Raw genomic sequence first — 14459 nt, forward strand, 5'->3', positions numbered from 1 at the left:
CATATAAAAACTAATTATGGACGAACTACTAAGGAAAAGAACAGCCGATTTGCTTGTGATTGATATGATGGAGACTGCTTATAGAATAGAGAGAGTAAAGAAAATCACTCTCACTTTTGAAGAGTTTTGTAGGGTAATCGGAAAAGATAGAAGCTCAATTCATAAGCTATTAAAGAATAAACTTCTCCCAGAAGATATCATTATGGGTGGCTATGAAAGCCGAAAACAAAAAACTAAGGTTCTATTTGATACAGAAAAGGTTTTAGAATGGCTCAGGAATCAAAAAGAAACAGAATTCGTTGATAAGGTTTTTAAAATTTAATTGAGTGGCTTAAACAATAAAGGATATGGAAAATTTAAAACTTAATTGTGAAACATGTGGTGTTGCTTATGAAAAACCCGCTGAGTTTAAAGTTTGGAATGACGAACGTCCAGATGTTTTCTTTAGGTGGAGCTTAACCTATTGTGACACTTGTAGGCGAGCTAAACAGATAGAAGCATTAAAGCAATTGCCAAAAGTTTTATTTACACTTTCGGAATCTATTAATTTATCAAAATAAAAACAATGAAAAAACCTGAAAAGAAATCAATCTTATGGGAAGATGTCCTTAAAGACATTAGTAATCTTCCAGTTACTCAATTCAAAACTTACATCGAACATTTCATTTACATAGATGAAGAGAATATAAATTTCCTAAAGACTGCAGGCTTTAAGGTATATCGTGGTGACTGGAATGGAATCATTAAGGATTGTTTAATTATTGAATGGTAGATATGAGCAACTTTAATTTCTACCACTTCCTAGAAGAAAAAGGATACGAAAAAGAAACTATCCGCCAAGCAAACGGAGAAACATTCTGCTACAATTACCAAAAAGAATTAACAGAGAAGACCAGGAATTGCCTTACTTTCCATAAGGATAAGACTATATCTGGGGCCTCTCCTAAGAATGGGTTAGTATTCAAGAACATTACTCAGCCGAAGACTAAAGAGGATGCTGAACAAATTTTATTACAAATAGAGCAATTGCCTAATGAGGAGTAAAAAAATTAAGATCCCCATTTATGATGGTAGATTGATTTTGTACCAGGTTGATAGTTGGGATGCAATAAACCAGAAGTATTCACCCGGCGATCCTATGACTGTCAGAACATGCGGAACTGTATTAACCAACTACACAAAATCCGGAATCTCTGAATACATTGTGGCTTTTAATTCTGTTCCATTAAACAGCGTTATAGCCCATGAAGCAAAGCACGTTGTTAATCTGGTATTCCGGGACCGGGGAATTATGCTAGACGTGAACAACGATGAACATGAAGCCTATTTTCTTGATTGGGTATTCGAACAAATAGAGAAATTCTTTAAAATAACTTAAATTTGAAATATGCAAAAGTATAAAAGAGGAAATCTAGTAAGAATTGCTGACGACTTAGGCGAAAGCATGTCACACTTCGTCAAAGGAAAAGATGCTATAATATTATACAGTTACAAAGATAAATATGCCGGTCATAATGATAAAGACTACGGTGTTATTTTTCCTGATAATGGAAGGGAAGCTTCTTGGTATCATGAACATCAATTAACATTTATTGAAGATGGCGGTGAGCATTTAATAGCATTGGCAAAAAAAAATAAGAAAAATGTTTTTACAAGTATTGAAGATCAATTCAAAAAGGCTATTATAGATGCATTTAATTCGGGATATGAAGAATGCGAAAATAAAGGAATGCGTGAATATTCTGCTGAAAAATACTACAAAGACCATTTTAATAATTAAATTCGCCTTATGGAAGCAAACGAATTGAGAATAGGGAATTATATACTGGACAAAAAGGATGAAAACATAGAATATGTTTATCTTATTAAACATCTTGGAGATTCTGTATATATCAATGATCTTCATCCTGACAATTGTATTCCTATCCCCTTAACTGAGGAATGGCTGCTTAAGTTTGGGTTTGAATCGAGCGTAGGATTTGAGGATCAAAAGTATGATCCAGATGATGAATATGCAAATCAATTTGAATACACATTGGACAGTGGTATTTCCCACAGGGATTTTATTTGCCGTCCATCTAAGGGTTGGATAATTAAAATTGGAGATTATGATGATGAACTCGAAATAAGATACGTACATGAATTCCAAAACCTTTTCTTCGCACTTAAAGGAAAGGAGTTGGCAATAACAAAATAAAATATGGAAAAGAAAATTTTTATGCTTGTAGTTGGTGAATACGCTGACAAAGATATTGAAGCAGTATTTGATAACGAAAATGACTTGCAGGAATATTTGGACGAATTCAATCCTTCATACACGGACACAGTATATGTAGAAATAAAGTATTTAAATCCCAAGCCTAAAGGCAAGACAGGGCCAGATCTCAATGATGAACGCTTCCCTGTTTTTAAAAAGAATAAAAGTTAAAAAAATAAAGCCCCAATTAAGGGGCTGTTTTACATAAATTGATGTACAAATTGAATAAGTTTTGGAATTTGTTCGTAAATACCTCTTGATGCTAATCCTGCTGTTGCACTAATCAACCAGTTATTTAGTATTTTACTAAATTCTGAAGGATTTTTGTTGCCATCAGAAACAATATCATTTAAATCATTTATCTCAGATTCCTGAACTCCAATCTCTTTCAATTCATCACGATGTTTCTCATTCAATGTATTACTATTTGTTGAAGAAATGGTAATATTAGTACCTGTTGCACTATTCATCGAGTTGTTGCTACCAAAAATATTGTTGTTTACTATATTTTGGACACGATCATTATTTGCTTTAGTATTTTCGAAATCACTTTCCAAGTTTGGGAAATCTTTATCTAAATCCATAAGTATATCTATTAATTTCTGTTTTGTCAATTCAATAATATTTTTCAAATGAACCTTTCCAATCATTCTATATGCAGACCTAATAACATAATTTTGATTTGTTTTATATATTTTACTGTACACATTAACCTGCTCTGCTGTTAAATAAACCCTTCCTGTTGGTCCCTCAATTGATTTTATGTTATCTATTATGGTGTTTATTGGTCCTATTACATCGTAATAATAGGTTTTATCTTTAACATCTTGTCCATAAAAATCAGGTATCAAAACTTCCTGTTCTAATATATTTTTAAGTGGAAATTCAGCAACAACGAATACTTTACTAGGAATTATTCTGTAATCTGGTATTACTTCATCTTCTGAATATCCTTCTATTTCTTTTTTTAACCAATCATAGAAAGAAGCATTATTTACTTTAGAAGCAATTAATTTTGCTCGGGTCAACGCAGTTGATAATTCAATATTATCATAAGCAATGTCAAATATTAGATTTTTAATCATACAATTTTATTTTGTCCTCATTGTAGCAAATATAACAAAAAGCCCTCTCAAAGAGAAGGCTTAAGATTTAAATTCTTGAATGCTTTAGAGTAAATTTTTTGAACCTACTTCCATACATTAATTTAAGATGATCGCAACATTCGTAAAGGAATTTATGATCATCATCCCATTCATCTTCTGGTCCTAATTCTAAAAAACCATAGATTTTCCCACACATCACTCGAACATCTAAATAATGCTCAGTCTTTCTTCCATTCTTTACGGTTCTGCTAATTAGCATAAATATTATTCCCACTTTTATATGGTACTATCTCTAATATATCGATTTTTAATTGAACTACAAAAAAGTTAGACATTATTTTTTACAATTTCTTTTGGAGGAACTGGCATTTCTTTCTTAATTTCCTCTTGCATTTTATCTACATCCTTTATTCCGGCTTTCTCCATTGTGGCTTTTTGGCTGAAGAGAGGTTGATTTCCGTTTACTGACATTAGCATTTCATAGAATTTAGCTTCGTTGTTGATTATGTAAGGTGTAATGATCGGCTCTGCATCCAAATCGCTATTGCGGAAACCCGTATTCATGAGCTGGAAGAAAGATTTTACGATAGACATTCTACGTTTGAGGGCTGGTACATATACGCTCATTTTATCCATTACCTTAAGATGCGGCAGCATGAATAGGAAAGCAGCGTTTTCTGTGGCCAACATGTTACCTAAGCCTTCTAAAGCTTCCGGGGAAATGTTCACAGAGTTTGTCATTTTGTAGATGATGCTTTCAAGGTTTTCCTTCTCATTAGAAAGGGATTCGCTGGCATTTGGAGGCTGTACAAAGTTTGCACTAGCTTTATCTCCGTTAAGCTGCAGAACTTTTCCTGTTTTATCTTTGGAAAAGCTACCGGTCACTTCTCCTGTTAAGGCTAAAATAGGTGCAGAGAATTTCTTGTTAACCTCACCAGTATCACTGGCAATTTCTTCTAACCTTTCAATGGCTTTCTGAACCTTTGACCATTCCACATTTTCAAACTGGTACCAGACAATAGGAATTTTGCCAATTGAATTTGCTGTCTCAGAAACTAGCTCTATTCCGCCATTGACATCCCGTAGGATTGCAATACGTTCAGCGGTGTAGATTTCGTAATATTTTACTTTCTGGCCATTGATTCGCTTTTCGTATTCCCGGAGAAAAGCAACCATGTCGCCCTGATCGTTAAAGTATGGATACATCTTATTCTTGTCCGGAGAAAGCACTGTAACCTTTAACCGGAACTGAGATTGGAATCCATAATACTGGTTAACCTCATCTGCTACCCACCATAATTCAGCACATTGGGTAAACCGTCCATTTGTTTTTGCGATTTCCCTATCTACAAACATAAGTTTTTCCTTATCGATCAGTTTTAAATAGGCATCATACAAAGACGTATCTTCAATATTGTTAGTATACTTCACAGGATTACCATAAAGGAAGGTGACAGCATTTGCAACGATGTCTTTTTGATAGGCCAACGGTATACGGTTAAGTTTTTCGATACGTTTTCCCTCCTTCTTCTCTCCTTTTTCATCGGTATACTCATACTCAACAATACGATCCGGATAATTGTATAAATCAGTCATGATTCGGTGGCGGGTTTCATCCCACTCAGAATTAAACTGCTCAATATTTGGCAGAGGAATTCCGTTATCTTTAAGATACGCTATTTTCTCTCCGATGGTCTGTAATTGGTAATATTTTTCGTCCATTATATTAAAGATGCTATTCTGTTCAAATTGTTTCTAATTGGTTTGTTGAAATCGAAATATGCCCTCATTAAGATCATATCTCGATAATCCGGGGACCGTCCTATGTTTTCTTTGATTGTAGCTTTATTTACTAGAGTTATGATGTCGTAATCCGGATCCTGCTCTATGGTATCTAGTTCTTCCTTGATCCTTTCTTTTTGTTCCTCAGATAACTCTGCTGAAATAAACATTTTGCTCTTATTGATTATCTTTTCAGCCAGGTAAACCAGTAACTGCGTCTGAGCATTCTTGTATTTCGGTGTGTCCTTTTCATCTCCTAAGTCTTCATCGAATGGTCTACCATTGTTGTGGAAGCCGATAATATCCAGGTTGTCTACTACCCCACCTCCTACACCATCAGCATCAGCAATACATTGATCTTTAGGAATTGAATGTTTCTGTTGTAGTGCTTTAATACACGCTTGTATTTCCGTGGTCTTGCTAATTTCAAACTCATGTACTTCAATCAACTCCCAGTCCTCCCATACACCGATAACTGCTAAATCGGATCCGAACCTTGCAACGTCAGCGGTGATATATTTCTTCTTCTCATTTGTAAGGTGGTCATTTCGGAACAGGTCCAAAATCTTATCGTAGATGCACAGCTTATAAGGGTTATCATCATATTCCCAATTCCCCTTCAGCAGCCTTTCCTTCTTTGCTTTATCCTTGGTGTTTTCCAGCTGTTCTATGTAGAGCTTGTCAATGAACGGGTTATCCTGAACAAATGCCTGTAAAAACTTCTGTATTGGTGTCAGAATATTTTCTTTGAAAGGCTTGTAGAAATGGGAATACATCCAATTCTTTTTCGGGTTGCAGGTAACGAACATTTTCGGAACCAAGCCAAATTCCTTGTTGAGGTGTCGGCCGACCCTAGTATTTAGTACATCAAAAGCACCAAAGTTGATTTCTCCTCCTTCCTCAATCCATCCACCGGTATACTCCAGTGATCCGAATCTCTCATAAAGCGGATCGCTCGGCTTATTCTGCAGGTCTAGCATATCGATGCGGGAACCATTCTTAAATTGAATGTAGTTATCCTGGCCATTGTACCTCCATTCACTCGGCGGAATACTGTAAGCTTTACAAACTTTCTGAAACGTGATCAATGTTGAAGATCTAATTCTCTTTAGTTCCTCACGTCCAATAAACCATTTTGATCCTGGATATAGCAGACACATGAAGAGTAACCAGCTCGCCCCGGTCCAGGACTTCGCGCCACCCGCGGCTCCACCGTACAGAAATTCTCTTGTATCTTTATCACAAAGTATCTGCAAAGCTTCTTCTTGCTTTAAATGCTTTTCTCCTTCATGAGTTGTAATAAAATCAAAACTCCCCCTTCTGAATTTCTCTGCATAGATTTCAAAGAGCTGTATTTTTAACTGGGAAAGTAAAATCTTATCACTTCTCATCGTTTTTGAGTGCTGCCATCAAATCATTTAAGGTTTCATCAGATAATTTGGAAGTATCAATAGCACTTTTAATGTTTATATCTGTCTCATCTTTTATTCCTTCGTCAGATTTAAACAGTGTCATCAATCTGGAAGCATACTCCATTCGGGCATTGACGCCAACAGCTGCATCATAATACACTATTTTACCATCTTCATCTTTCTTGATGCTTCCTTCTTCGTCAAATTCTGGTGTCTTCATTGTTCCTCCTAATACGGCGCTTATTTGGAAATTATGCAGGTCTTGGAATGTCTTCTGTCTGGCTGACTTCTGAATATCTAATAATTCAGGATTTTTACGAATACGACCATATACGGAAATATATGTAACCTCCAGCATTTTTGCTGCAACAGTTGGTTGACCATTTGATTTTATGAGCGCTTCTTTCAGTTCCTCATCTGTATATGAATCTACGTTTGCCATATTAACTAATGTTAAATATTCCTGTTACTTTGTCTTTCTACCTCTTGTTGCCATGCCTATACGTTCAATAGTTCGTTAATCTCTTTTATCCGATTTTCCAGGATTGTCTTCTCAGTTATCAACTCTCTGGCAATGTTCGCCTGCTCTTCTGTTACTTCTCTTACCTGGAGTTCTGTAAGATAGAGATCATGTAATTTCTTTGGTTCAAAAAACTTTCGTATGTCTTCTTCTGTGCCTTTAGCGTATCCGAGAGAGTTCCATCCACCAATGCCGTCTTCAGTGTCTACTTTGAATATTTTTGTTTCTCCTGTTTCACTTGTAAGTTGTCCTATGGTTACATTCATACTATTGAAATTTTGATTTATTCTTTTGACTTTCCGTACACTTTACTTACATACATTGCATATTGTGCGACTGGAAAAATACCAGTTGTTTTCACTTCAGAACTTTTGTTTTCTTCACAGACATAATACCATGCATTGTTCATGGATTTATTTTTTACATTTTCACATTTGATTTCAAATTCTTTCCCTGTTGAATTGTGTATAAAGATTACTTTTTTCATGTTAATTGTATTTTGATTTTGTTTTCTGACTTGTTACATGCCATCCACCGCATTCTTTGCAGTAATAGTGTCTTTTCGGAATCTTACTTCTACTACTTGCAGATTTACATTTGGTGATTATTTCCTGAGCTTCTCGCCTCGTAGTGTACATAAACTTGCTACATAAGCTCTTTGTGGTGTCAACTCGCATAGACTTCTTCCATTTTTTCTTGCAGTTCTTCACCTTTGATGAATTTATCATCCGGATTGAATCCAAGATATTCGAGAAACATTACTTTCGCATCATAATCTGAGAAGGACACTGTAAAGTATGGCTCGCCTTCCAGCAAGGCCCCTTCTTTTACCTTTTCCTTAATCTCTTTGATCTTGGCTTTCTTTTCTTCGGCAGTCAACTCTTCTGCGGCTTCTTTGCGCTCCATCTCATGAACACTTACCTCAGGAACATGCTTACTATTGTCCAGCTCTTGAGTAATGGACTTCTCATACTCAGTATTGATTTTCTTTTCTTCCTGGGGTTCGAATGAAGGTATCTCTATATCCTGCATTGTTGGCAGTTCGATTTCTATCAAGGAAATGTCTACATCATCGAGACCAGCCAAAGATGCGTCAATGTCAGGATATATTTGGGCCAATTTCTTGTAATCCATCTCTCCCTGAACAGCCTTGCTATTGAAAAATATGTTAAGCTCTTTTTCCGTTTTTAAGTCAACATCAATCACTTCTACCTTTAACTGATAGTCATTTTCTTTAGTTTCAGGGTTATACTTATTGGCTTCATCGGCAATATCTAATTTTTGATGCCCGGAGACTAAATTTCCCGTTTGTTCATTCCAAACGAACCCCCCTATAAAACCGTGTTCTTTAATGTTAGATTTTAAACCTTTTCGAGCATCTTTAGTAATTGAACGTGGGTTGTATGATGCAGGGGTAATCTGACTACGCCAAATTATTCTCGTTTCCGATTGCTTAATTTTATTTTTCATGCGTTTTGGTTTTTATAATCATACTCAAATAATATTCTCTCACAGCCTGGAAATTCTTTAATCACCTTTTTTAAATCGTTTGGGGAGTTTTCCCTGCACCATAGTAGAAAAGCAATGTCTTCAATGTCTGTTCCTGATGACCTTGCGTTTGCTTGGCCGTAACTGATTGGTTGGATAAGTCTTTCTTTCTTAATATAAGCTAACACTTGCTTATTGTTCCAGTTTGACAAGGGATACAGCTTTTTGCCTGATTCGCTGGTCATTTCATCCGGATAGGTGTTTAGCATTAATCTCCTGTTAAGGGAATCATTTTTTTTGAACCCCATTACTGCCCATTCAATCCCTGTCTGCTCTTTTACTTTTTCATTGATTTTAGCAACATTCCATTCAGCATACTTGACTTTTTCGGTGCCAAATACTCCATGTTTTTTGTTGTTATAGTAAGCATAATGGGGTGTTTGGATAAATCTGCAATTAGGATATTTCTTTTCTGTCCAGTTAATATACCTGTTTATGTGTTCCAGATCCTTTACCATGTACATATACACACATACAATCTCCTTAAAATATGGTGATAGCATGTTGAGCAAGGCAATCGAATCTTTTCCGGCCCCGGAATGAAACAGTATAACCCTGTCCGTTTTGGTAGACAAGGTTTTAATACTGTTTAATGTTGGAATTAAAAGCATCATTATTTCACTTTTCTTCTAATCCTCATCGGAACTCCGCCTGAGTTGTTGATTGCTCTTTTAGCTTTCGACTTTGGCGATTGGCTTTTAGGCTCTCTCATTGTTTCATTTTTAAGGTTAAACATTGTATTTATAGTTTTTCGCAATTAATTTTTTTGAGGATTTCCCCCAATTCAATTACGAAATTGCAGTTCTCAGTTGTTAATTCATCATCAGGCCCCATCTCCTCATCCCTTTCAATTGTTACTCCATTGAATTTGACAATAAGCTGAGGAGCATTTTTGACGTATCCTGCCTGGAATTTGACTGTTTCGTATTCAATAATTCCAGAAATATTCCCGGATTCATCTAATTCGCAAAGACGCTCGATGTTGTAATCGGTGAAGTCACGGTACTCTTCTTTTTTGATGCCCTTTAGAATTTCGAGAAAATATTTTTTTTGTATAACCAAATACAGCTCTTTAGTATTTTTCATGCTTATATTTTTCTATTTGTTCAATCAAAAAGTCACGACTGAATTTGAAGTTTTTTAAAGCTGCTTTTTGCTCTAATTGACGTAAACGATGCTCACCTATCTTTAAAAGTAAATTCGACCTATACGGTATTAAATTCGCGCTTAAATACTTGTTACACCTTACGCATTGCCCATGCATATTATCGAGATCAAACCGAACAGATTTATAAAATTCTTTGGCGAAATAATGCCCAGAATTCATCTGATTTACCGGCTTTAACTCATCACATGATATGCAGATGAAATACCCATCTTTACTATCTCGTTTTCGAACTTTTGCGTTAACAAGCTTCTGTAAGATCTCAATTAAAGCTTCTATGCTTTTGCCCTTGTATTTGATTCTTAATTCGGCCGTAATCATCTTACAACAAAATTATTTATTACTGTGATTTAATGAAACATACAATCCACAATTAAAGTATTACTTTACATATATTCGATTTTTAAACCACAAAAAAACCACTCTAATACTTGAGTGGTCTCATTTAAAAATTCGGTGAATTAATTTTTCGGCAAATTGTCTGGTCTTCGCCCTAATTCGGTCATTGCTTTTTCAAATGCTACATTAAAATCGGATTTATCTTCTTGGTCTTCAAAAAAGAAATTAACCTTTATTGCTTTGGCTACTTGAAGAAAAGTATCTAATGTTGGTTTGTATTTCAATGAAAAAAACCGACTTACATTTGACTGTAACAAACCACTTTTATCAGCTATTTGTTGTTGTGTAACATTCTTTTGGTCAGCAATTTCTTTTAAAAGCAAAACTAATAATTGCCATTGGTAGTCTTGATTACTCATTTGATTTTATTTCTTTAAGCCAATATTTGGGTTTAAAAATTACTTTATTATCGAAAAGATCTCGCCAATCTAATTCATTATACAATGTTATAAATGATAAAACCTCATAAGAACCATCTTCATTTATAACAATATACTGACCTTCTTTTTCTGGTTTAATAGAAAAACCTATCATTTCAAATTCTTTTTTCATATTAATATTGTTTAAAATAAAAGCCTCTACATAGAGGCTCTAAATTATTATTTTATTGGGTAATAATCATCTGTTTTTAAAAATTTTTGCCAGTCTTTTTCAGTGTTGTATTTATTTTCTGAAAATTCATCAATAGAAAATTGAATAGTTCTGTACTTTGCAGAGAACTTACCATTTACATAAGTTCTGATAGTGAAAGTTCTTTTTGAGTGATTTGCCACTACTTTGATTGTTTGATTTAAAGTAATCATAATAATTTTGCCGTATTAAACTGTTGCCGCCAGATTCTAAATTTAATGAGTTGGTTTATCTCTCATTTTCTTATTACAAATATATATCATTAATGATATATTAATCAATAATAAAAATGTTAAATTTTGTTAAAGTTTATTCTTTCTATAATTTTGCCAAGGTGAATTGTGAAGTCTCTTTTGAATGTTACTTTTTCAACCTCAACGATCATTCGCCTTGCACCGGCATTGTACCCGACTTGAAGAATGACAGTCTTGTAATTCTTTAGGCTCAAAATTGCACCTGTTTTCGTGTCGATGTTGCATAGTCTTGATTTATAGAAATCGGTACCATCGCGATATTCTTCGGTTTTTTCGCCCGTTTCGATTTGATCAAACCAAACCTTCTGCATTATTAAAAAAAGGGGTTTTTGCTGCTCTTTTTCATCTGTCGGGTATTCTTTGATGATTCGAGGTGTTGAAGAAACTTTCAACTTTCTTCTGTTTGCAGTTGGTATTAATTTTCTTGTTTTCATATTTTAGTTTTTAATTTCTGATTTATATTCTTCTTGCCAACCACCACCTATTAAATCGCCCATTTTGTTAAATTTTAGTTGATACTTGCTTTTGTAATATTCTACACCATTTGCAAGTAAGTATTTATGTTGTTCTGAAATTTTTGGTTTATATGAAAAATCAAATGATATAGCAACTTTTTCAATAGTATCACCTACGATTTTACTTTTCTTGAAAAACAGTAAACAAGTATCACTTAAAAAACAATACAAATAACCTTTAGGTGTCTTTCTTACCTCTATAATTAAGTCATCACAATCTTTTCTAAATAATCTTTCAGTTTCTTTTAGAGTTTCTTTTGAAAAATAATACCAACCTGCATTTATATGAAAACCAAATGAAATACCATCTTTACTAAATATAGGCTTCATTTTTTTTAAAATTTCATGCTTCAAAATGCCCTTTATTGGTTTATTTGCAAGCATCTCATCAATTAATTCTGCGCTAATTTCGTTTAGTTTCATATTATTTAGCTTTTATAAATTTAACTCTTTTTCTAATAAGTTTTGCCGGTGTATTTATCAAAACTGCAGCTGCTTTTACTTCTGGTGTTCTGGTTTGCTCAACCATGATGAAATTTTCTATTTTAAAACATCTGAAGGCCCCAGCTTCTACATCGAAGTAAGTGAAGGTCGTAATACTTGGCTGACTCTGTGTTTTAAATTCGTAATCGATTTTTAATGTACCAGTCGCTTTTCTTATGGACCTGTCTTTTTTCTCGAAATAAAACGTTACTTCACCCCGGTGCATCTCTTTATTTATTCGATATAACTGCCAGGCTTTACGCAGGCAATCTGCCCACTCTTTACCAGTTTCGTTCATTATGTGATATGCTCTTAGCATTACTGTTTTTCTGAAAGATATTGAAGTTTTCATAATGTATATTTTATTGTTTGTTTCGTTTTGATGTTACAAATATATGCATTTAATGTAAACTATAACTATTAATATTTACATTTAACGCTAATTTATAACTAATCTAAATTAGCGCGGTATGTAAATTAATTTTATTATATCGGCATTATCTGTTACTTTTGTACAATAATTTAAAATATGCAACTTAGAATCAAAGATGTAGCAAAAAGAAGGGGCTTTACAATGGCAAAGCTTTCTGAAATGCTAAATATCGATAAAACTACAATGAGCCGATATAATAGCGGTACAGTTGAACCTCCAATAAGCAGACTAAAGCAAATTGCTGAGGCATTAGATTGTGAGATAGCGGAATTGTTTCCGGTTGGTGAAAAATTCGGCCATTGGGAATTAGACGGCGAATGGTTAGGAATAAGAAAGAAATAAACCATGTTCAAAGTAATCATAGCCGGAACCCGAACATTTGATGACTATTCTTTATTTAAGGAACGGTGTGATTTTTACTTGCAGAATTACCAGGAAATAGAAATTGTTTCCGGAGGTGCCCGGGGGGCTGATCTTTTAGGAGAAAGATATGCCGTTGATAACGGTTATAAGCTATCAGAATTTCCGGCTAATTGGGATCTAGGCCCAAAGGCCGGACCGCTCCGGAATCGGCAGATGGCAGAATACGCAGATGCACTTATAGCATTCTGGGATGGCAAAAGTAAAGGAACCATGAATATGATTTCATTAGCAAAGGAATTGGGCCTGAAAGTGAAAATTGTGATGATAAAATAAAAGCCCCTAATCTCGGGGCTGCATTTTAGTTTGTATTGTGAAATATTTTAATAGTAATTTTTTTCTGAGCTTCTAACCTTCGCTTTTCACGTCCAACAGTATAAATAGATGTAGTTCTGTCGTCACGGTGCCCTCCTGCTATTTGAGCATTATAATTTGCCTCTTCTACCATGTCTAAGAATGTATGCTTCAAACAATAGATCGATTTATCGATTTTTAAGGGTACCATTACCTTCTCCTTCCAGAACCGGTAAATAAGATTTCTATCCATTTCATGATCTCCTGGCTGGTAAAAATATGAGAAAATATAATCATCATCAAATATTGCATTTTCCAATTGCCTTTCCCAAAATGGTATAGCATCCGGGATTATAGCTCTTTTTTCCCGGACATACAACTGCCCTTTTTTCAAAGTGATAACAAATTCTGATTTATCAAGAAAAACATCAGATTTTTTAAGTGCTAACATTTCTGTTGTTCTGCACCCGGACATGAAGAATATCTGGAAATAATTGTAAAAGTGATTGTGATTTTCTTTGATATGCTTATCAATTCTTTTTAACTCCTTAATTGTGAAAACCTCCCTTTTCTCAACAATATGCTTTTTGGTTTTAATACCTGTGCATGGATTCACTTTAATACATCCCTCATCAACAAGATCTGTAAATAAAGATGAAAGATGAACTCTGAATTTGTTGAACGTGTAATTACTGAGATTAAGGGATTCTAAGGTTTGTTTGACGTGAATTAACTCGACATCTTTTATTTTAAGATAATCCAGCTTGTTTTTTTCAAAAGCAACCATAAAACGCTCTAAATGAAGTTGAACGTTCTTAGTGTGATCTGGCGTAAAGTCTTTTTGATCTAGAGCCATTTTAAGAGCTTCCCCGGTGGAAAGGTATGGATTAAAACCTCCTCGTTCAAACATGAATACTTTTGTCCGGGGATTGTAGTCTTTTTCATCCAGAAGTTCTGTCATCTGTTTTAGAAGAAGCTTTTCAATCTGCTTCCTTTCTTTTTCTGTTTTGAAACGATTTAATCGACGACGGTAAGTAAAGGGCTTTTCCCTATCAGGCTCATAGAAACGGCACTGAACAAACCAATCTTCATTTGAATTGGTTACAAGAAAGTCGGAGCGTTTGCATCCGAAATTTAGATTTTTCATACGTATTAATTGTTACTGTTATTGTTACTGATTAATACGCTTCCAAAAATTTTAAAAAGCAGCAAACCCGCTGTGGGATTGGGTTTGCTACTGT

At 34.5% G+C, this 14459-nt stretch carries 27 protein-coding genes; 10 read left to right on the plus strand and 17 right to left on the minus strand.

Annotation, left to right across the window (positions count from 1 at the left end; genetic code table 11):
• Positions 1 to 16 precede the first annotated feature (16 nt).
• The 8 genes from AC106S_RS03015 to AC106S_RS03050 are packed head-to-tail and all read left to right on the plus strand — an operon-like array spanning position 17 to position 2428.
• A complete protein-coding gene (locus AC106S_RS03015; RefSeq protein WP_482437653.1) occupies positions 17 to 322 on the plus strand; it encodes a hypothetical protein in 306 nt (101 codons plus the stop codon).
• A gap of 25 nt (positions 323 to 347) precedes the next feature.
• Positions 348 to 560, plus strand: coding sequence for a hypothetical protein (locus AC106S_RS03020; RefSeq protein WP_482437654.1), 213 nt, complete (start codon positions 348 to 350; stop codon positions 558 to 560).
• A 5-nt stretch (positions 561 to 565) separates the two neighbouring features.
• A complete protein-coding gene (locus AC106S_RS03025; RefSeq protein WP_482437655.1) occupies positions 566 to 772 on the plus strand; it encodes a hypothetical protein in 207 nt (68 codons plus the stop codon).
• Positions 773 to 774: 2 nt separating this feature from the next.
• Positions 775 to 1044, plus strand: a complete 270-nt coding sequence (locus AC106S_RS03030; RefSeq protein ID WP_482437656.1) for a hypothetical protein — start codon at positions 775 to 777, stop codon at positions 1042 to 1044.
• Positions 1034 to 1378 (plus strand): hypothetical protein, encoded by a 345-nt coding sequence (locus tag AC106S_RS03035; RefSeq protein WP_482437657.1) that lies wholly within the window; start codon positions 1034 to 1036, stop codon positions 1376 to 1378. Before AC106S_RS03030 ends, AC106S_RS03035 begins: the two co-directional genes overlap by 11 nt.
• 9 nt (positions 1379 to 1387) lie before the next feature.
• Positions 1388 to 1780, plus strand: a complete 393-nt coding sequence (locus tag AC106S_RS03040) for a hypothetical protein (protein ID WP_482437658.1) — start codon at positions 1388 to 1390, stop codon at positions 1778 to 1780.
• A 9-nt stretch (positions 1781 to 1789) separates the two neighbouring features.
• Positions 1790 to 2197: a hypothetical protein gene (locus AC106S_RS03045; RefSeq protein WP_482437659.1), complete on the plus strand. Its 408-nt coding sequence runs from the start codon at positions 1790 to 1792 to the stop codon at positions 2195 to 2197.
• A gap of 3 nt (positions 2198 to 2200) precedes the next feature.
• Entirely contained in the window at positions 2201 to 2428 is a 228-nt protein-coding gene (locus tag AC106S_RS03050) for a hypothetical protein (RefSeq protein WP_482437660.1), read from the plus strand.
• A 29-nt stretch (positions 2429 to 2457) separates the two neighbouring features.
• Here AC106S_RS03050 and AC106S_RS03055 read toward each other — a convergent pair whose 3' ends face one another.
• The 16 genes from AC106S_RS03055 to AC106S_RS03130 all read right to left on the minus strand — a co-directional run bounded on the left by AC106S_RS03055 (position 2458) and on the right by AC106S_RS03130 (position 12423).
• A complete protein-coding gene (locus AC106S_RS03055; protein WP_482437661.1) occupies positions 2458 to 3342 on the minus strand; it encodes an AbiTii domain-containing protein in 885 nt (294 codons plus the stop codon).
• A 348-nt stretch (positions 3343 to 3690) separates the two neighbouring features.
• A complete protein-coding gene (locus AC106S_RS03060) occupies positions 3691 to 5085 on the minus strand; it encodes a phage portal protein (RefSeq protein ID WP_482437662.1) in 1395 nt (464 codons plus the stop codon).
• Positions 5085 to 6536, minus strand: coding sequence for a phage terminase large subunit (locus AC106S_RS03065; RefSeq protein ID WP_482437663.1), 1452 nt, complete (start codon positions 6534 to 6536; stop codon positions 5085 to 5087). Before AC106S_RS03065 ends, AC106S_RS03060 begins: the two co-directional genes overlap by 1 nt.
• Positions 6526 to 6999 (minus strand): hypothetical protein, encoded by a 474-nt coding sequence (locus AC106S_RS03070; protein ID WP_482437664.1) that lies wholly within the window; start codon positions 6997 to 6999, stop codon positions 6526 to 6528. Before AC106S_RS03070 ends, AC106S_RS03065 begins: the two co-directional genes overlap by 11 nt.
• A gap of 56 nt (positions 7000 to 7055) precedes the next feature.
• Complete coding sequence (locus AC106S_RS03075) at positions 7056 to 7343, minus strand: hypothetical protein (RefSeq protein ID WP_482437665.1); 288 nt, start codon at positions 7341 to 7343, stop codon at positions 7056 to 7058.
• Positions 7344 to 7360: 17 nt separating this feature from the next.
• The gene (locus AC106S_RS03080) at positions 7361 to 7564 is read right to left on the minus strand and encodes a hypothetical protein (RefSeq protein ID WP_482437666.1); all 204 of its coding nucleotides are present in this window, start codon (positions 7562 to 7564) and stop codon (positions 7361 to 7363) included.
• A 179-nt stretch (positions 7565 to 7743) separates the two neighbouring features.
• Positions 7744 to 8547, minus strand: a complete 804-nt coding sequence (locus AC106S_RS03085) for a ParB N-terminal domain-containing protein (RefSeq protein WP_482437667.1) — start codon at positions 8545 to 8547, stop codon at positions 7744 to 7746.
• The gene (locus AC106S_RS03090) at positions 8544 to 9239 is read right to left on the minus strand and encodes a phosphoadenosine phosphosulfate reductase domain-containing protein (RefSeq protein WP_482437668.1); all 696 of its coding nucleotides are present in this window, start codon (positions 9237 to 9239) and stop codon (positions 8544 to 8546) included. Before AC106S_RS03090 ends, AC106S_RS03085 begins: the two co-directional genes overlap by 4 nt.
• Positions 9240 to 9366: 127 nt before the next feature.
• Complete coding sequence (locus tag AC106S_RS03095; RefSeq protein ID WP_482437669.1) at positions 9367 to 9711, minus strand: hypothetical protein; 345 nt, start codon at positions 9709 to 9711, stop codon at positions 9367 to 9369.
• Positions 9698 to 10111: a recombination protein NinG gene (locus AC106S_RS03100; protein WP_482437670.1), complete on the minus strand. Its 414-nt coding sequence runs from the start codon at positions 10109 to 10111 to the stop codon at positions 9698 to 9700. Before AC106S_RS03100 ends, AC106S_RS03095 begins: the two co-directional genes overlap by 14 nt.
• Before the next feature lie 140 nt (positions 10112 to 10251).
• Positions 10252 to 10548 carry a helix-turn-helix domain-containing protein gene (locus AC106S_RS03105; RefSeq protein ID WP_482437671.1) on the minus strand — a complete coding sequence of 99 codons (297 nt, stop codon included), beginning with the start codon at positions 10546 to 10548 and terminating at the stop codon, positions 10252 to 10254.
• Positions 10541 to 10741, minus strand: coding sequence for a hypothetical protein (locus tag AC106S_RS03110; RefSeq protein WP_482437672.1), 201 nt, complete (start codon positions 10739 to 10741; stop codon positions 10541 to 10543). Before AC106S_RS03110 ends, AC106S_RS03105 begins: the two co-directional genes overlap by 8 nt.
• Before the next feature lie 47 nt (positions 10742 to 10788).
• Complete coding sequence (locus AC106S_RS03115; RefSeq protein ID WP_482437673.1) at positions 10789 to 10992, minus strand: hypothetical protein; 204 nt, start codon at positions 10990 to 10992, stop codon at positions 10789 to 10791.
• Positions 10993 to 11111: 119 nt separating this feature from the next.
• A complete protein-coding gene (locus AC106S_RS03120; RefSeq protein ID WP_482437674.1) occupies positions 11112 to 11507 on the minus strand; it encodes a hypothetical protein in 396 nt (131 codons plus the stop codon).
• 3 nt (positions 11508 to 11510) lie between these two features.
• Positions 11511 to 12011, minus strand: coding sequence for a hypothetical protein (locus tag AC106S_RS03125; protein WP_482437675.1), 501 nt, complete (start codon positions 12009 to 12011; stop codon positions 11511 to 11513).
• A 1-nt stretch (position 12012) separates the two neighbouring features.
• On the minus strand, positions 12013 to 12423 hold the full coding sequence (locus AC106S_RS03130; RefSeq protein ID WP_482437676.1) for an SH3 beta-barrel fold-containing protein: 411 nt from the start codon (positions 12421 to 12423) through the stop codon (positions 12013 to 12015).
• Positions 12424 to 12600: 177 nt separating this feature from the next.
• Between AC106S_RS03130 and AC106S_RS03135 the strand changes: the two genes are divergently transcribed.
• Complete coding sequence (locus tag AC106S_RS03135; RefSeq protein ID WP_482437677.1) at positions 12601 to 12846, plus strand: helix-turn-helix domain-containing protein; 246 nt, start codon at positions 12601 to 12603, stop codon at positions 12844 to 12846.
• A gap of 3 nt (positions 12847 to 12849) precedes the next feature.
• On the plus strand, positions 12850 to 13200 hold the full coding sequence (locus AC106S_RS03140; RefSeq protein ID WP_482437678.1) for a DUF2493 domain-containing protein: 351 nt from the start codon (positions 12850 to 12852) through the stop codon (positions 13198 to 13200).
• 25 nt (positions 13201 to 13225) lie between these two features.
• Here the strand turns inward: AC106S_RS03140 and AC106S_RS03145 are convergent, their stop codons facing one another.
• Positions 13226 to 14365, minus strand: a complete 1140-nt coding sequence (locus tag AC106S_RS03145; RefSeq protein WP_482437679.1) for a tyrosine-type recombinase/integrase — start codon at positions 14363 to 14365, stop codon at positions 13226 to 13228.
• Positions 14366 to 14459 lie beyond the last annotated feature (94 nt).

The sequence above is a fragment of the Chryseobacterium sp. FR054 genome (assembly GCF_056844565.1).

What these genes read in the sequence shown, in the direction of transcription:
- AC106S_RS03015 (WP_482437653.1), top strand. Translation starts at nt 17, where the DNA reads ATGGACGAACTACTAAGGAAAAGAACAGCCGATTTGCTTGTGATTGAT.
- AC106S_RS03020 (WP_482437654.1), top strand. Translation starts at nt 348, where the DNA reads ATGGAAAATTTAAAACTTAATTGTGAAACATGTGGTGTTGCTTATGAA.
- AC106S_RS03025 (WP_482437655.1), top strand. Translation starts at nt 566, where the DNA reads ATGAAAAAACCTGAAAAGAAATCAATCTTATGGGAAGATGTCCTTAAA.
- AC106S_RS03030 (WP_482437656.1), top strand. Translation starts at nt 775, where the DNA reads ATGAGCAACTTTAATTTCTACCACTTCCTAGAAGAAAAAGGATACGAA.
- AC106S_RS03035 (WP_482437657.1), top strand. Translation starts at nt 1,034, where the DNA reads ATGAGGAGTAAAAAAATTAAGATCCCCATTTATGATGGTAGATTGATT.
- AC106S_RS03040 (WP_482437658.1), top strand. Translation starts at nt 1,388, where the DNA reads ATGCAAAAGTATAAAAGAGGAAATCTAGTAAGAATTGCTGACGACTTA.
- AC106S_RS03045 (WP_482437659.1), top strand. Translation starts at nt 1,790, where the DNA reads ATGGAAGCAAACGAATTGAGAATAGGGAATTATATACTGGACAAAAAG.
- AC106S_RS03050 (WP_482437660.1), top strand. Translation starts at nt 2,201, where the DNA reads ATGGAAAAGAAAATTTTTATGCTTGTAGTTGGTGAATACGCTGACAAA.
- AC106S_RS03055 (WP_482437661.1), bottom strand. Translation starts at nt 3,342, where the DNA reads ATGATTAAAAATCTAATATTTGACATTGCTTATGATAATATTGAATTA.
- AC106S_RS03060 (WP_482437662.1), bottom strand. Translation starts at nt 5,085, where the DNA reads ATGGACGAAAAATATTACCAATTACAGACCATCGGAGAGAAAATAGCG.
- AC106S_RS03065 (WP_482437663.1), bottom strand. Translation starts at nt 6,536, where the DNA reads ATGAGAAGTGATAAGATTTTACTTTCCCAGTTAAAAATACAGCTCTTT.
- AC106S_RS03070 (WP_482437664.1), bottom strand. Translation starts at nt 6,999, where the DNA reads ATGGCAAACGTAGATTCATATACAGATGAGGAACTGAAAGAAGCGCTC.
- AC106S_RS03075 (WP_482437665.1), bottom strand. Translation starts at nt 7,343, where the DNA reads ATGAATGTAACCATAGGACAACTTACAAGTGAAACAGGAGAAACAAAA.
- AC106S_RS03080 (WP_482437666.1), bottom strand. Translation starts at nt 7,564, where the DNA reads ATGAAAAAAGTAATCTTTATACACAATTCAACAGGGAAAGAATTTGAA.
- AC106S_RS03085 (WP_482437667.1), bottom strand. Translation starts at nt 8,547, where the DNA reads ATGAAAAATAAAATTAAGCAATCGGAAACGAGAATAATTTGGCGTAGT.
- AC106S_RS03090 (WP_482437668.1), bottom strand. Translation starts at nt 9,239, where the DNA reads ATGATGCTTTTAATTCCAACATTAAACAGTATTAAAACCTTGTCTACC.
- AC106S_RS03095 (WP_482437669.1), bottom strand. Translation starts at nt 9,711, where the DNA reads ATGAAAAATACTAAAGAGCTGTATTTGGTTATACAAAAAAAATATTTT.
- AC106S_RS03100 (WP_482437670.1), bottom strand. Translation starts at nt 10,111, where the DNA reads ATGATTACGGCCGAATTAAGAATCAAATACAAGGGCAAAAGCATAGAA.
- AC106S_RS03105 (WP_482437671.1), bottom strand. Translation starts at nt 10,548, where the DNA reads ATGAGTAATCAAGACTACCAATGGCAATTATTAGTTTTGCTTTTAAAA.
- AC106S_RS03110 (WP_482437672.1), bottom strand. Translation starts at nt 10,741, where the DNA reads ATGAAAAAAGAATTTGAAATGATAGGTTTTTCTATTAAACCAGAAAAA.
- AC106S_RS03115 (WP_482437673.1), bottom strand. Translation starts at nt 10,992, where the DNA reads ATGATTACTTTAAATCAAACAATCAAAGTAGTGGCAAATCACTCAAAA.
- AC106S_RS03120 (WP_482437674.1), bottom strand. Translation starts at nt 11,507, where the DNA reads ATGAAAACAAGAAAATTAATACCAACTGCAAACAGAAGAAAGTTGAAA.
- AC106S_RS03125 (WP_482437675.1), bottom strand. Translation starts at nt 12,011, where the DNA reads ATGAAACTAAACGAAATTAGCGCAGAATTAATTGATGAGATGCTTGCA.
- AC106S_RS03130 (WP_482437676.1), bottom strand. Translation starts at nt 12,423, where the DNA reads ATGAAAACTTCAATATCTTTCAGAAAAACAGTAATGCTAAGAGCATAT.
- AC106S_RS03135 (WP_482437677.1), top strand. Translation starts at nt 12,601, where the DNA reads ATGCAACTTAGAATCAAAGATGTAGCAAAAAGAAGGGGCTTTACAATG.
- AC106S_RS03140 (WP_482437678.1), top strand. Translation starts at nt 12,850, where the DNA reads ATGTTCAAAGTAATCATAGCCGGAACCCGAACATTTGATGACTATTCT.
- AC106S_RS03145 (WP_482437679.1), bottom strand. Translation starts at nt 14,365, where the DNA reads ATGAAAAATCTAAATTTCGGATGCAAACGCTCCGACTTTCTTGTAACC.